The following is a 16508-nucleotide window of genomic DNA, read 5'->3' on the forward strand; positions in this document are numbered from 1 at the left end:
TTCTAGAATAATGCTCTTAAACCTAAACTAAATGTTTGCCCTAATCCCTGAAAATTATTTCCTCTAACAATCTTACCGAAGGATGCTTCTAAGTTAAGAACTTCGGTAAGTTGATATTTACCCCCAAATCCTAACTGCGTATAATCCTGATCAAAATCATTTCCTAAATCAAACAAAAAAGCTTGTTGAGCATTTACAAAAATCGTAGATTTTGAACTTGGGAAATAGCTTAAAAAAGCACTTAATGGTACAAACAAACTATTATTTGCGAATCGCTCTGATACATTTTCGCTAGCTGGATCAGCATCTACTGACTTTTCTCCAAAATTATATCCGAAATCTGCTTCTGTAAAAATCTGCCATTTATTACCCCCAAAAGTTTTATCATAGAAAAACTTAGTCTCCCAGAAAAAACTTCTTTTATCTAAATAAGGTGCATTTGGAACATCTTCAAACACAGGGATAAAAAACGAACTGGTAAAAGAAAAATTGGCCACATTTTTAAAAGGTTGAATTCTTATTGATGGTGCAATTGTAGTAAGTCCGCTTCTGGCATCTGTAGTATTATCTTTAAAACTCAGTACTTCCAATGCTCCCGCTCCTCCATAAGTATTTGCTCTAACCTGAAAAATAAGTCCAACATTTACTCTCGAATTTTTACTAATTCCCGTAAATATTTCAGTAGTATTGGTAAAAAAAGTTTGCCTATCTATAGTTACCGATTTAGATCCCGAGTCGGTTTGTTCTGTTTGTGTATATATGCTATTAAAAAACTTAATATCCCATTGTCCTTTCTTTAAAAGTTTTGAGGGTGTAAATTCCTGGATATTTGATTTTCCTGAATCCTCGTCCTGCGCAAATCCTATAGCCAGAATAAAAAGACTTATTGTTGTTATTAGTATTCTTTTGGTTTTCATTATTGCTTTTTTTTACATAAGTATCCTCTTTCAAAGTAGCTTTGATATAAAAACTTTGATGAAAATTCTTATTTATTGTTAAAGATTATGTTGAAATAATTGTGATTATTTAATTTGATTTAAACTCCAATCATAGGAGTAATATGATACTTTGGCCTTTGCCGGAATTTTCTCTTTTCGGAATTTATTTACAAAATCTACCTCTGATCCATTCTGAGTAAAATCTCCCTTATACCATTCAAAAATTTGTGATAACCGTACTTTATTACCCTTCACTTTAATAAAATTAGGGTTATTTAAAGCTTTTACCGTTTGGCGTTGTAATTGATCTTCTAATGTTGAAGGCTTATATGCCGAAGGTATAATCGGTGGACACCCGAGGCCTGCACATACTAACACAAAGTGAAATCGAGCTTCCTTAGGAAAATTTTTGCGAAGGATCTTATTTTCCAGATCATTAAGTGTTGTTTTTTTGCCTCCTAATGTATAGGTCGTTTTATCAAAAAAACCTTTGATGTCTAATGGTGATTTTATTGGGTATTTATCTACTATCCCTTTTATTACTGCTAAGTTATACGCATTAATATAAAAAGCCTGGTAGGTTTTTGGTTTGCCTGTAGTAACTTTTATGGTTGCAGCCATCTCTAATAATTCGTTTAATGAAGACGGATTCTTTTTAATACTTTTATAGTTAACTCTCCCATTAGATACATAGGTTTTAAAAAAGCTATCTGCTTTAGTAAAAAACGCTGTACTACTTTGTGAAAACCCAAATTGAATTGAGAGAAGAACTAATAGCATTGTTATTTTTTTCATCCTTTACCTTTTTATCAGTTCAATCAAAAAACTGAATTCATCGTATTTTATATTGTTAAAATTTACCTTGGTAATGGGCATTCAGTCGAATGGTAAATCATCAACTTACAAACAATTTTAGATTTTATTTTTCTACACAGCTCTCAGATCATAGATCTCAATGTGTCCTGATTCTTTTATAATCAAGGAATCAGGACATACATCATCGCTCCCCTATTTAAATTCGCCGTTCAACAAAAAAACCAAAATCATGATCGTATTAACACAAAAAAAATGGGTGTGTAGCTGTATTGCACTACTAATGCTTACCCTCTCATTACAAGCGCAGGAAGTTATTATTCCTGATGCCCGATTTAAACAAGCATTATTACGAAATCATAATATTGACACCAATAACAACGGCAAAATAGAAGTTAGCGAAGCCCAGGCATATACAGGCACTATAACTGTTTCTGGTGGTCCCATATCTAATCTTATTGGTATTGATGCTTTTAAGAATATTACAGGTTTATCGATTAGCAAAACTAGTATCAGAGAACTCGATCTTAGCAAAAACACCAAATTAAAAACATTAGTATTCTATAAAAACTATAAAGTAACCGACTTAGATCTTAGCAAGAACACCAAATTAATAGATATAGATTGTAGCTATAATAAATTAGAATCACTAATGATACTTAGCCGTGATTTGATCACATTAAATTGTAATTATAATAGACTAAGCAGCTTGTTTCTGCCGAATAGCAGAAAATTACAGAGATTATATTGTAATAATAATAGGATAACCGAACTAAAACTAAGCAGACAAAAAGAATTAAAATACCTGCTTTGCGGTAGCAATAAACTAAAGCAGTTGGATATAAGTAAGAATACTAAATTAGAGAAATTTTATTGTCCTTTTAACAAACTAACAAGCCTAAATGCAGGTAAGAATACTAAGTTAAATTACCTGTCTTGTGGCAGCAATAGCCTAACAAGTCTAAATGTAAGTAAGAATACTAAATTGAATAAATTACTTTGTTTTAACAATAAATTAAAGAATCTAGACGTGAGTAAAAATACTTCTTTGACGCTATTATCATGTAATGATAATAATCTAACTAGTCTAAACGTGAGCAAAAACACCAAATTGGAGATTCTGGCATGTAGTCGTAACTCTATAAAAAGCCTGAACGTAAGCAAAAACATCAAATTGGAGCAATTATTTTGCATGGAGAATAAATTAACAAGTCTAAATGTAAGTAAGAGTCCTAAATTGAAGAGTTTATATTGTTCTACTAATAAATTAAAGAGCTTAGACGTAAGTAAAAATACTAAACTAGAGAAACTATATTGCCAAGTCAATAACCTAACCAGCCTAATAGCATCCAATAATAGTAAATTAGACTATATGGATGCTCGACAAAATTCTATTGATTGTATCGTAGGACATCCAGCAAATGGAGCTACATGGTTAAAAGATCCTGAAACAGAATTTTGTCCAGAAAAATCCAGAACAGCAAAAAAAGAAGAGCTGCATCAAAAAGAGATCACAACTTATCCTAACCCGGTTCAAAATATACTGTATATACAAACTGGTCAGGTAGAAAAATCACCTGTAACCATAGCGTTAACAACATTAAAAAATGGGAGAAGTAGAGCTATAAAACGTATCCCAGATAACAAAGGCGTAGTCTCTATTGATATGAGCGCCTACAAAACAGGATTGTATACTATAAAAATAATAACCAAGGATAGAGTGATCACTCGTAAAATAGTAAAGCAATAATAATTTTTAGAGTTTCGAGACAAACAAGGTATTAAACCTAAGATCCCTCTCGACGTCGAATTTGTTTCAGCATTGAGAGGGATTAGTTTAACTATCTATTTTGAATGCATTGCTCTGCAGCTTTTCAAAACTGAGTTTCACTATTAAAAAACACTCAGAAGTATCTAAACATAAAAAACCAAAATCATGATCATATTAACACAAAAAAAATGGATATGCAGCTGTATTGCATTAGTAACCCTTACCCTCTCACTAAAAGCGCAGGAAGTTATTATTCCTGATACTAAATTTAAACAAGCATTATTACGAAATCACAATATTGATACCAATAACAATGGCAAAATAGAAGTTAGCGAAGCTCAAGCGTATACCGGCACAATAACTGTCTCTGGCGGTCCAATATCTAATCTTATTGGTATTGATGCTTTTAAAAATATTACGGGTTTATCGATTAGCAAAACCAGTATCAGAGAACTCGATCTTAGCAAAAACACCAAATTAAAAACATTAGCATTTAATAGAAACTATAAAGTAACCGATTTAGATCTTAGCAAGAACACCAAATTAATAGATATACGATGTAACCAAAATAATCTAAAATCACTAACAATACTCAGCCGTGATTTGATCTTCTTAAATTGTAACTTTAATAAACTAAGTAGCTTGTTTCTGCCTAATAGCAGAAAATTACAGAAATTATATTGTAGAGATAATGAGATAACCGAACTAAAACTAAGCAGACAAAAAGAATTAAAAGAATTTTCTTGTTCTAGGAATAAAATAACACAATTAGATATAAGTAACAGTACTAAATTAGAAGGACTATATTGTTATAACAATAAATTAAAAAGCTTAAACATAAGTAAGAATACCAAATTGGAGCAATTATATTGCTTTAACAATAAATTAAAAAGCTTAAACATAAGCAAGAATACCAAATTGAAGAAATTACTTTGTGATAACAATAAATTAACCAGCCTAATAGCATCCAATAATAGTAAATTAGACTATATGGATGCTCGACAAAATTCTATTGATTGTATCGTAGGACATCCAGCAAATGGAGCTACATGGTTAAAAGATCCTGAAACAGAATTTTGTCCAGAAAAATCCAGAACAGCAAAAAAAGAAGAGCTGCATCAAAAAGAGATCACAACTTATCCTAACCCGGTTCAAAATATACTGTATATACAAACTGGTCAGGTAGAAAAATCACCTGTAACCATAGCGTTAACAACATTAAAAAATGGGAGAAGTAGAGCTATAAAACGTATCCCAAATAACAAAGGCGTAGTTTCTATTAATATGAGTGCTTACAAAACAGGATTGTATACTCTAAAAATAATAACCAAGGATCGAGTGATCACTCGTAAAATAGTAAAGCAATAATAATTTTTTAGAATTTCGAAACAAACAAGGTATTAAACCTAAGATCTCTCTCGATGTTGAACTTGTTTCAGCATTGAGAGGGATTAGTTCAACTATTTATTTTGAATGCATTGCTCTGCAGCTTTTCAAAACTGAGTTTCACTAATAAAAATACCCAGAAGTACTAAAACCAAAATCATGATAGTACCAACACACAAAGAATGGATATGCTGTATTGCATTACTTATACTTACCCTCTCGCTACAAGCCCAGGAAGTTATTATTCCTAATCCCCTTTTTAAAAAAGCATTACTAGAAGATCACAATATTGACACCAATAACAATGGTAAAATAGAAATTAGCGAAGCCGAGGCATATACAGATTTTATTTATATTAATAACAATTTAATATTCAATATTAATGGCATTAATGCTTTTAAAAATATTACAAGTTTATCAATTAAAAATACCAGCATCAGAAGAATTGATCTTAGCAAAAACACTAAGTTAAAAACATTAGTATTCTATAAAAACTTCAACGTAACTACTTTAGATTTAAGTAAAAACACAAAATTAGATTACATAGATTGTTACAGAAATAACCTAAGATCTCTAACGGTACTCAGCCCCAACTTAAAGACACTACGCTGTGGTGGTAACAAGTTAACAAAGCTGAGCTTACCTAATAGCGGAAAATTAGAATATTTGACTTGTTATAATAACAGTATAACCGAACTAAAACTAAACAATCTAAATAAATTAGAAGTATTGTATTGTTATAAAAACAAACTAAAGCACTTAGATTTAAGTAAAAATACCAAATTAAAAAGTTTACGTTGTGATGATAACAAATTAGAAAATCTAAGTATAGATAAAAATATCAAATTAAAATCCTTAGGGTGTAGTGATAACAAATTAAAAAGCTTAAACGTAAGAAAGAACACTAAACTGTGGCAACTATATGCTTCTACTAATAAATTAACAAGTCTTGACGTAAGTAAAAACACTTCTTTGGAGTATTTTATATGTGCTAATAATAAACTAACCCACTTGAATACAGATAAGAATATCGAATTAAAACAGTTAGACTGTAATACCAATAACATAAAAAGTTTAAGCGTAAGAAAGAACACTAAACTAGAGAAACTATATTGCCAAGACAATAACCTAACTGTCCTGATAGCATCCAATAATAGTAAATTAAACTATATGGATGCTCGACAAAATTCTATTGATTGTATCTTGGGCCATCCAGCAAATGGAGCTACATGGAAAAAAGATCCTGAAACAGAATTTTGCCAAAAAAAGCCCATAGTTATTTCCAGAACAGCAAAAAAAGAAGAGCTGTATCAAAAAGAGAGCATAACCTATCCTAATCCGGTTCAAAATATACTGTACATACAAACTGGTCAGGTAGAAAAATCACCTGCCACTATAACCTTAACAGCATTAAACAACGGGAAAAGTAATACTAAAAAACGTATTCCAAATAGTAAAGGTGTAGTCTCTATTAATATGAGTGCCTACAAAACAGGATTGTATACTATAAAAATAATAACCAAGGATCGAGTGATCACTCGTAAAATAGCAAAGCAATAAAAGAAGTATTAAAACCCAGGGTAAACAAAAAAAGTAAAACTGCCTGAGAAGCTTTTTCTCAGGCAGTTTTTTGTGGTACCAAAAACACATCCCTCCTGTTCGATATAAAGTAGTAACCCTTACAAAGTCACCATTTTTTAGATTCATTCTAAATTAATCCAGCTACTTAAGTTCTTATATTTATATACGACTTACTGACCGAAGTGTTCACTTCTTAGTAAATATTGACAACCAACAATTATCTTTTATGGAACACATTGCAATTATCGGAAATGGAATTTCAGGAGTTACTGCTGCCAGGCATATACGTAAAATGTCTGACAAAAGAATCACTATCATATCTGCCGAGACCGAATATTTCTTTTCACGTACTGCTCTTATGTATATTTATATGGGACATATGAAATTCGAACATACTCAACCTTATGAAAACTGGTTTTGGGAGAAAAACAGAATCGAACTTAAAAATGGTTTTGTTTCCGAAGTTAATCATCAGGCTAATGAACTTGTATTTGCGAGCGGAGAGGTCATGGCATATGATAAACTTATTATTGCAGTAGGTTCTAAACCCAATAAATTTGGTTGGCCGGGTCAGGATCTTGATGGAGTCATGGGTATGTATCATAAACAAGACCTTGAAAATCTAGAAAAACACGCCCCCAATAATAAAGTATGTAACCGTGCTGTAATTGTTGGAGGAGGATTAATCGGTATAGAATTGGCAGAAATGCTTCATTCTCGTAATATTCCGGTTACATTTTTGGTACGCGAAAATAGTTTTTGGGATGCTGTCTTACCTGCTGGTGAAAGCGGAATGATTAATAGGCATATCCAAAATCATCATATAGACCTTAGATTAGGTGTAAACTTAAAAGAAATAGTTGCAGATGATAACGGTAAAGTTAAAGCTGTAGTCGTACAAGAAACAGGAGAAGTCATTGATTGTAATGTCGTTGGATTAACACCGGGTGTATCTCCTAATGTAGATTTCTTAAAAGATTCTGGTATCGAATTAGGTCGAGGTGTAAAAGTGAATAGATTTCTCGAAACCAATATCCCTAATATTTATGCTATTGGTGATTGTGCAGAACAACACGAACCCATAGGAAATCGCCGTCCTATTGAAGCCGTGTGGTATACCGGTCGTATGATGGGAGAAACACTAGCACAGACTATCTGCGGAAACAAAACCGAATACAAACCAGGACATTGGTTTAATAGTGCAAAATTTCTTGATATCGAATATCAAACTTATGGTTGGGTATTTGGTAGACCCAAAGAATACGAACAGCAGTTTCATTGGATACACGAGGATGATACCAAATGCATTACAGTATCCTATCATAAAGAAACCGCAGAGTTTTTAGGAATCAATACATTCGGAATCAGAATGCGACACGAAGTTTTTGATCGTTGGCTTACAGAAAAAAGAGATGTGAATTATGTGATGCAACATCTTGCAGAAGCCAATTTTGATCCAGAATTCTATTCGGTCTATGAGTCTGATATTCTTTCGGCTTATAAAAAATCACAGCTTCAAACCGCTTAAAAAATAAATTATAGATTTCATAGACTTACTGAACCAACCTTTTTCAATATTTCTTGTGAAGTCCAACTAAAAAATATACGATGAGTAACAAATTAGATCATAGCATGTCTCTTGCAACTCCCAATGTCAAAGGGGTTTCAATACAGCAAAAAATAGCGTTGGCCATAGGTTTGGTTGGACTCTTCATTCTGACTCTTGCCATTTTTAATACTAATTTCCCAAATCAAGGAGTATTTTTAACCCTTTCTCTGGTGTTAATTACAGCAGGTACCCTATTATTTGCAAACGATTTATATTTAAAAAAATTAGAAGGAATCAAAAATGATGGAGTCTGGTTTAAGTCTATCTCATCTCGAGGTATTTTGGGATGGCTCACAGGTGTAGGACTAACCGCTTTTTATATTGTATTATATTTTTATGCAGAATTGCTGGGATTAGGCACTAATGGTGAAGCCAATACTGGATTAGTAGCTTTATTCGATCCTCTAAGTAGAATTTTAAGTGGCAACCCTGCAAGCCAATGGTTTGTATACGGAACATTGTATACTATTGCCATCATTGCTTTTGGATATAAATTCATTCTAAAATACAGACATAATCGCTATCAACAGATACGAACTGTTTCGGTAATGTTTTTTCAACTTGGATTCGCATTCCTGATTCCAGAGTTTATGGCAAGATTAAACACTAGTCCAGACTACAATCTTCCTTATTACGATTTAAAAAGTATGTGGCCTCTTAATTATTATCTATTTGATGGATGGTCTCTTGATGGCCTTTTATCATCACAAAACCTTGGTCTGGGAATGTTGATTTTTGGGGTGGTCACTATATTTGTAATCAGCCCTATTTTAACCTACAAATTTGGAAAAAGATGGTACTGTTCCTGGGTTTGTGGTTGTGGTGGATTAGCAGAGACTGCAGGAGACTCTTTTAGACAATTATCAAGTAAAAAAATGAGTGCCTGGAAACTAGAACGTTGGTTAATCCATACCGTTTTAGTCTTTTCTGTAGTGATGACTATGGCCATGATATATACATATCTGGGTAGTGATCCAAATAAATACTGGTTAACCCGAGGTACTTTCCTCGTAGGGGCGGCCACTATTCTGACTCTTGTTTTTGCGGTAGTAATGGTTTTTAAAAGAAAAGAGTTAGGTAAAGATGCCAGATACGGTGCAATTGGATACTTTGTAATTATAATTTCATTTCTGGTAATGCATTATACCGGTACTACAAACGAAGTATTTTTTATCAAATCCGGGAGTCTTAGATCGGCATATGGCTTATACATTGGTTCTATATTTTCTGGTGTTATCGGTACTGGTTTCTATCCTATTTTGGGTAACCGTGCCTGGTGTAGATTTGGTTGTCCTATGGCGGCAATCCTTGGGTTTCAACAACGTTTATTTTCTAGATTTAGAATTACTACCAATGGTGGGCAATGTATATCCTGTGGCAATTGCTCTACCTATTGCGAAATGGGAATCGATGTACGTTCCTATGCTCAAAAAGGTGAAAACATAGTACGATCCAGCTGTGTAGGTTGCGGAGTTTGTTCTGCAGTTTGCCCACGAGGGGTACTAAAACTTGAGAATGATACATTAGACGGCCGTATCAATTCTAATGAGATTTTGTTAGGTAATGATGTAGACTTAATGGATTTTGTAAATAAAAAATAATATCACATACATTACTTACGTATGGTAAATAATAGAGCATCAAAATATATAAACCTCGCTATATAACGAGGTTTATATATTATAGAACAATCGACTTCTATAATGTGTATTGGTATAATTATTGAGGATTCCTCTCACTAATTTAAATATGTATTATACCCTATGAAAAATTCTCTGTTCTTACTTCTTTTTTTATGTTTTATTCCTTGCGTTTCGCAAACCTTAAAAATAGACGAATTAACATCAGATGATTACCTCTCTGATTTGTCTTTATTAAATCAACTTATAAAAAAACAACATCCAAATCCTTATAAAATAATCTCTGAAAAAGAGCAGTTAAAGGAAAAAAAACAGGCTATAGCTCTATTAAAAAAAACGCCTTCATATCCTAATTTCCTAAAATGTATCAATAGAATTGGTGATGGGCATTTGGCATACGGTCCCCCTGATGAGTTTACCTACGACATGATCGAAAATTCATCTTTTTTCCCTTTCCCTGTATTTGTCAAAGGCCATAGAATATTTACCAATATAAAGAGCAAAATACTTCCTTATGGTACAGAAATAACCAGGATTCAAAATATTGCTACACAAGAATTAGTAGACAGAATGAATAAACATATTCATGGAGATAATTATAATGTGACCAAAACGGCGTCAGAACTCACTTCTTCGTTCCCTTTGTACTTCTCTAATCTTATTGAGAGAAACCCAAAAACATTTAAAATCGAATATTTAGATATAAAGACCAAAGATGTAAAAACGATAACCTTATCCTCTATCGATTATTACGAACTATACAGAATAGACAAGCTATCTATTTTACCTATTAATAAATTAGAAAAGGAGAGTACCATACACCCTCATTATTATAAAGAGAAAAAATTTGGTGTACTCACCGTAAATACTTTCGATCTTACAGAAACTTATGCGTATGATGAGTTTAGCAAGTTTTTTAAGCGAGTTAATAAAGAAAAGTACAATAACGTTGCTATTGATCTAAGAAATAACGAAGGAGGTAATCCAAATATAGCTGCTTTGTTATTTTCATTTATTACAGATTCTAGTTTTAAAAATATATTTAATTATAGAGCTTCTAGTATTAAAATTGAAAAAGAAAACTTGCTTAACGATTACGGTAATCCAGTCGGAGAAGATGAAATACGAGGTTTTGAAAACTTCTTATATCAAAGGTTTAACGAAACAAAAGACAGCCTCTATATTGGTAATGATAGACTAAAGGAAGGAGTATTAGAAAATTTCCCTGCAGATAAAGATAATTTTAAAGGTAATGTATATCTAATTGTAGGAGGGCAAACTTTTTCTGCTGCTGTTTATTTTGCTAAACTATTTAAAGATCACAATAGAGGAAAAATTATTGGAGAAGAAACCGGAGGTAATGAAAATTCAACCTTTGCAGGGTATTTTTTAACTTATAAACTCCCAAAAACAAAGTTACAGGTAAGAATTCCAATAACAGAGTTATTTTTTGACAAGAACACAACATCAAAACATGGAATTATACCAGACAATAAAATTCCTATGCAAAAATATTTAGAGTACTCTCATTTGGAAAAAGATCCCGAAATACAATTTTTATTTGATACGTATTTACATTAAAACAAGTAGTATTTGTCACATCATAGAGTTAGAATAAAAGTCTGATTCTATGGTGTGATCCCAAAAAAATCTCTCGAAATCATCAGTTCATATATAGATTCACCGTTATACAAAGTCAAAATAACAACTAATATGTATAGTTTTTTATAATTGTAAATCTATGAAACCATAACAAAGCATTTCAAATATTAAATGATTATATTCAGAGTTCAAACTCTGATGTAGTTTTTTTATCAAATAATTTTAAAAAAATGTTAGTATGGGTATTTACTTTCGTCTAAGAGTCCATATAAAACTGTTACCATGATTCAGAATCTTTGTATCCTTTTATTTATGTTTTCCTTTACCGGAAATCAGGTTACTACAAAAGAATACCATTATGAATACTATCCCAATGGTATACTTAAAGCTGAAGGGTGGAAATTAGGAGAGTACAAAGTAGATTTTTGGCATTTTTATCATCCTAACGGAAAAGTATCAAAAGAAGGACATTTCAGAAATAATAAAAAAAACGGATACTGGTATTTTTATTCAGAAAACAGTAAATTATTGAAAGAAGGGCATTTTGTAAACGATAAAGCTGAGAAATGGTGGATTATTTACGATATTGCAGCCGAAATAACTCGAAAATATCAATATAAAAATAATAAAAGAGAAGGATACTGTCTATTGTATAAAAACAACAAACTTTTTAAAGCCGAACGATATATCAATGATAAGAAGACCGGTGAATGGACTGATATTTTTAGTTTTAAAAGAGACAATCCTAACGCTTCCTTATAAATGCCTCCCATTATAAACGTAATCATACCTGCTTTTAACGAAGAAGATTCCATAGCACATGTAATCAAAGAAATACCAGATATCGTTTCTGAAGTTATTGTGGTAAGTAATAGCTCTACAGATCAAACCGAAAATGTTGCAAAAAAAGCAGGAGCAACAGTGCTGCAAGAAAAGCAAAAAGGATATGGTTATGCATGTCTGAAAGGAATGGAATATATAGCATCAAAAGATATTAAACCAGATATCATCGTATTTTTAGATGGTGATTATAGTGACTATCCTGCAGAGCTTACTCAAATAGTTGCACCTATTATAGAGCAAAATATGGATTTAGTTATAGGATCTAGAGTCAAACATCTACGAGAAGCTGGTTCTATGACATCTCCTCAAATTTTCGGAAATTGGTTGGCTACAGGATTAATGAAACTTTTTTTTGGTGCAAAATTTACAGATCTCGGACCTTTTAGAGCCATTAAGTATGATAAACTATTAGCCCTTGAGATGGTTGATAAAACCTATGGTTGGACAGTAGAAATGCAATTAAAAGTGTTAAAGAAACGTTATAATTATACCGAAGTCCCAGTGCATTACAAAAAGAGAATTGGCGTCTCAAAAGTTTCAGGAACCATAAAAGGTGCTATATTTGCAGGCGTTAAGATTTTAAGTTGGATTTTTAAATATAGCTTTACGTAATGGATATTGCTATCATCATAACCTACACACTAGCCTTACTAATCATATTTATGTATAGTTTGGCACAGCTCAATCTGCTTTTCAACTATCTAAAGTCTCGAAAACAAGCTGATATTTCTCCAACTTTTGATTTTTCTAAAAAAGAAGAAATTCCGCATATTACTGTTCAGCTACCAGTATTTAACGAGTTATATGTAATGGATCGTTTATTGGATAACATTGCCGAACTTGATTATCCTAAAGATAAATTAGAGATCCAGGTTCTGGACGATTCTACAGATGAGTCTGTTATTACTACTGCAAAACATATAGAAAAGTTACAACAAACAGGCTTAGATATAAAACACATTTGTCGTGAAGATCGAACCGGATTTAAGGCCGGAGCCCTAAAAGAAGGACTTAAGATTGCCAAAGGTGAATTTATAGCTATTTTTGATGCAGATTTTTTACCTGGTAAGAATTGGTTACTGCAAACTATCCCATATTTTAAAGATCAAAATATAGGTGTGGTACAAACCCGATGGGGGCATATTAATAGAGATTACTCGATGCTTACCAAAATTCAGGCATTTGCTTTGGATTTTCATTTTACTATGGAGCAGGTAGGTCGTAATTATAAAGATCACTTCATTAATTTTAATGGTACAGCTGGTGTTTGGAGAAAAACCTGTATCGAAGATGCCGGAAACTGGCAGGGAGATACGTTAACCGAAGATCTCGACCTAAGTTATAGGGCGCAATTAAAAAAATGGAAGTTTAAATACCTCGAAGAAGTAGAGACTCCTGCAGAATTACCCGTGGTTATTAGTGCAGCCAGGTCACAACAATTTAGATGGAATAAAGGTGCCGCAGAGAACTTCCAGAAGTTATATTGGAAAATGCTTAGGGATAAAACCGTTCCTTTTAAAACTAAATTTCATAGCTTTTTTCACTTATTAAACAGTAGCATGTTCTTATTAGTGTTATTGGTTGCCGTATTAAGCGTTCCGGTAATGTATATTAAGAATAGTAATCCATTATTTAGCTGGTATTTTAATGTTATTGCATTTTTTGCCTTAAGTACAGTCATATTTTTCTTTTGCTATTGGTTTACTTTTAAAAAGATTCATGGTAAAGGGTTCTGGAATTTTATGGAATACATAAAAATGTTCTTCACCTTTTTCTCTATCGCAATGGGCTTCTCTGTTCATAATTCTATGGCAGTTCTCGAAGGCCATTTTGGAAAAAAGAGCGAATTTATACGTACTCCAAAATTTAATATCAATACGCTAAAAGATTCCTGGAAAGGAAATAAGTATGTAAGCAAGAACATCTCTGGAAACACCATTATAGAAGCATTACTCATGGGATATTTTGGTTTTGCTTTATACAGTGCTTTTAAGCTTCAGGATTTTGGGTTATTCTTGTTTCACATTATGTTATTTCTTGGATTTGGATTTGTATTCTTTAAATCTGTAACATCTAAATTTTAATGTTTCAGCAATGGAAATATAACCGATTTTCCATTCTCCTTATTGTAGCTGGTTTACTTTTTTACTGGAGTTTTTCTTATCAGTTAGAACGAACAGATTTTATTAAAATGATCAGTCTTTGGGCTGCCTTATTTTTTGTTTCTTATAAAATTATTCAACTCAATCCTGGTAATTGGAAACTACTGGCCATTACAGCATTATTGTTTCGGATAGTTTTTTTGTTTGCTATACCTAATTTATCGCAGGATTTTTATCGATTTATATGGGATGGACGTATGCTTCTCGAAGGCTTTAATCCTTACTTATCCCTTCCCGAGGTATGGATAGCTCAAGGAGATGCCCCAATTGCGCAAGCACAAGAGTTGTATACTGGTATGGGCACACTTAACGGAAGTCATTATACCAATTATCCTCCCGTAAGTCAGTTTTGTTATTTTATTGCAGCTTTATTTGCCAGTAAAAGTATTTTGGGATCTGCAATGGTATTTAGGATACTTATCATCTTAGCAGATATCGGTACATTTTTCTTCGGAAGAAAATTATTACAATCATTTAATCTTCCCGAAAAAAGAATCTTCTGGTATATTCTTAATCCTTTTATCATTATAGAGCTTACAGGCAACCTTCACTTTGAAGCTGTGATGGTATTTTTTATCATATGGTCATTATACCTTTTACATAAAGGCTATTGGTACTGGGCTGCTGTTGTTCTGGCACTTTCTGTTTCAGTTAAACTAGTTCCTCTATTATTTTTACCTCTATTTTTTCAGAAATTTATTCTTAATAAACATAAGAGTTTCAATACATCCAGTTTTACTATAGGATTACCAAAACTACTTGGTTTTTATAGTATAGTTATTGGTACATGTCTTTTAATTTTTGCTCCTTTCTTATCAGGAGAATTCTTAGCCAATTTTAGTAAAACAATCACCCTTTGGTTTCAGACTTTCGAATTTAATGCCAGTATTTATTTTATTATTCGCTGGATTGGATTTCAGGTTGTAGGATGGAATATTATTGAAACTACCGGTAAAATTTTACCTCTGGTAGTCATAGTGATTCTTTTAGGGCTAACCTTCTTTAAAAACAACCGAAGCACTCCACAACTAATTACAGGCATGCTTTTAGGTATTTGCATCTACTATTTCTTATCAACTACAGTACATCCCTGGTATATTGCTGTACCATTATCTCTTTGTGTATTTACAAATTACAAATTTCCTATCGTTTGGTCTTTTGTGGTTATTTTCAGTTATACCGCGTATCTTCATCCTGATTTCAAAGAAAACCTATGGATGGTAGGGCTAGAGTATCTTTTTGTTTTCACTATCTTTAGTAAAGAGATTATAAAGGCCTATCAAAACAGAATCCATAATACATTAGAAAACAACTTATAAAAGCATATCAATTTTGAAAATTAATTTCAGGAAAATAGGTCGTAGATTCGCAAGATTTATAGTATTTATTGTTATTCTTATTCTTTCTGGATACTTGTTTTTATATCTAAGGCAGGAACGTTTTTTCTTTAACCCAAAAATTTTGGAGAAAGACTACGTTTTTTCTTTTGATCAACCTTTTGAAGAGATCAATATCGATGTAGAAAAGGATGTTGCTCTTAACGCATTGCTTTTTAAAACAAATACGACCAGTAAAGGTCTTATTCTATATTTTCATGGTAATGCCGGGGCAATTCATGAATGGGGAACACGTGCTTCTTTATATACCGAAAACAAGTTTGACATTCTATTTGTTGATTACAGAGGCTACGGAAAAAGTGATAGTTTTTACGAAGAAGAATCAGAACTATATAACGATGCGCAAAAAGTCTATGATTATGCAAAGACACGATATGACGAAAAAAACATTATTGTTTTAGGCTTTTCTCTGGGAACAGGGTTTGCTGCTTATACTGCAGCAAAAAACAACCCAAAACTTCTTATACTGGAAGCCCCGTACTATGCCTGGAATGATTTTATAGCAAGTATTGCTCCCGTACCAAAAATGCTTATCAATTATGAGATTCCTTCGTATAAATTCTTAAAAGAAGTAACCTGTCCTATTCGAATTTTTCATGGCACTCATGATTTTCTAATTAAACCAGAAGAAAATTCTAAACGATTAGAAGCGTTATATCCAGATAAAATTAAACATACAATGATCAAGGGTGCTGGTCATAATGGTATCTATATCACAAAACAATACTATGATGAGCTCAAAAATCTGTTAGAGCGGTATTAAATA

13 protein-coding genes are annotated in these 16508 nt (G+C 32.3%); 11 read left to right on the plus strand and 2 right to left on the minus strand.

Features of this window, described 5'->3' with window-relative positions:
- Window positions 1-2: 2 nt before the first annotated feature.
- Together NNH57_RS13800 and NNH57_RS13805 are read right to left on the minus strand one after the other, a co-directional pair.
- On the minus strand, window positions 3-917 hold the full coding sequence (locus NNH57_RS13800) for a hypothetical protein (protein ID WP_108808979.1): 915 nt from the start codon (window positions 915-917) through the stop codon (window positions 3-5).
- Window positions 918-1022: 105 nt separating this feature from the next.
- Window positions 1023-1733: a DUF547 domain-containing protein gene (locus NNH57_RS13805; RefSeq protein WP_074407217.1), complete on the minus strand. Its 711-nt coding sequence runs from the start codon at window positions 1731-1733 to the stop codon at window positions 1023-1025.
- A gap of 250 nt (window positions 1734-1983) precedes the next feature.
- Between NNH57_RS13805 and NNH57_RS13810 the strand changes: the two genes are divergently transcribed.
- The 11 genes from NNH57_RS13810 to NNH57_RS13860 all read left to right on the plus strand — a co-directional run bounded on the left by NNH57_RS13810 (window position 1984) and on the right by NNH57_RS13860 (window position 16505).
- Window positions 1984-3501 (plus strand): T9SS type A sorting domain-containing protein, encoded by a 1518-nt coding sequence (locus NNH57_RS13810; protein WP_159099311.1) that lies wholly within the window; start codon window positions 1984-1986, stop codon window positions 3499-3501.
- Between the two features lie 186 nt (window positions 3502-3687).
- Window positions 3688-4890, plus strand: a complete 1203-nt coding sequence (locus tag NNH57_RS13815) for a T9SS type A sorting domain-containing protein (RefSeq protein ID WP_108808977.1) — start codon at window positions 3688-3690, stop codon at window positions 4888-4890.
- 177 nt (window positions 4891-5067) lie between these two features.
- Window positions 5068-6468, plus strand: a complete 1401-nt coding sequence (locus tag NNH57_RS13820; protein WP_108808976.1) for a T9SS type A sorting domain-containing protein — start codon at window positions 5068-5070, stop codon at window positions 6466-6468.
- Between the two features lie 247 nt (window positions 6469-6715).
- Entirely contained in the window at window positions 6716-8017 is a 1302-nt protein-coding gene (locus NNH57_RS13825) for an NAD(P)/FAD-dependent oxidoreductase (protein WP_074407213.1), read from the plus strand.
- Between the two features lie 80 nt (window positions 8018-8097).
- Window positions 8098-9699 carry a 4Fe-4S binding protein gene (locus NNH57_RS13830; RefSeq protein WP_074407212.1) on the plus strand — a complete coding sequence of 534 codons (1602 nt, stop codon included), beginning with the start codon at window positions 8098-8100 and terminating at the stop codon, window positions 9697-9699.
- A 162-nt stretch (window positions 9700-9861) separates the two neighbouring features.
- Window positions 9862-11319 (plus strand): S41 family peptidase, encoded by a 1458-nt coding sequence (locus NNH57_RS13835; protein WP_074407211.1) that lies wholly within the window; start codon window positions 9862-9864, stop codon window positions 11317-11319.
- Window positions 11320-11622: 303 nt separating this feature from the next.
- Window positions 11623-12102, plus strand: coding sequence for a toxin-antitoxin system YwqK family antitoxin (locus tag NNH57_RS13840; protein WP_074407210.1), 480 nt, complete (start codon window positions 11623-11625; stop codon window positions 12100-12102).
- Window positions 12103-12795 carry a glycosyltransferase family 2 protein gene (locus tag NNH57_RS13845; protein ID WP_074407209.1) on the plus strand — a complete coding sequence of 231 codons (693 nt, stop codon included), beginning with the start codon at window positions 12103-12105 and terminating at the stop codon, window positions 12793-12795.
- Complete coding sequence (locus tag NNH57_RS13850) at window positions 12795-14267, plus strand: cellulose synthase family protein (protein WP_108808975.1); 1473 nt, start codon at window positions 12795-12797, stop codon at window positions 14265-14267. Before NNH57_RS13845 ends, NNH57_RS13850 begins: the two co-directional genes overlap by 1 nt.
- Before the next feature lie 107 nt (window positions 14268-14374).
- On the plus strand, window positions 14375-15664 hold the full coding sequence (locus NNH57_RS13855) for a mannosyltransferase (RefSeq protein ID WP_254504178.1): 1290 nt from the start codon (window positions 14375-14377) through the stop codon (window positions 15662-15664).
- A 13-nt stretch (window positions 15665-15677) separates the two neighbouring features.
- Window positions 15678-16505, plus strand: a complete 828-nt coding sequence (locus NNH57_RS13860; RefSeq protein WP_108808973.1) for an alpha/beta hydrolase — start codon at window positions 15678-15680, stop codon at window positions 16503-16505.
- Window positions 16506-16508: the final 3 nt, after the last annotated feature.

The organism is Aquimarina spinulae, assembly GCF_943373825.1.
GTDB lineage: Bacteria > Bacteroidota > Bacteroidia > Flavobacteriales > Flavobacteriaceae > Aquimarina > Aquimarina spinulae.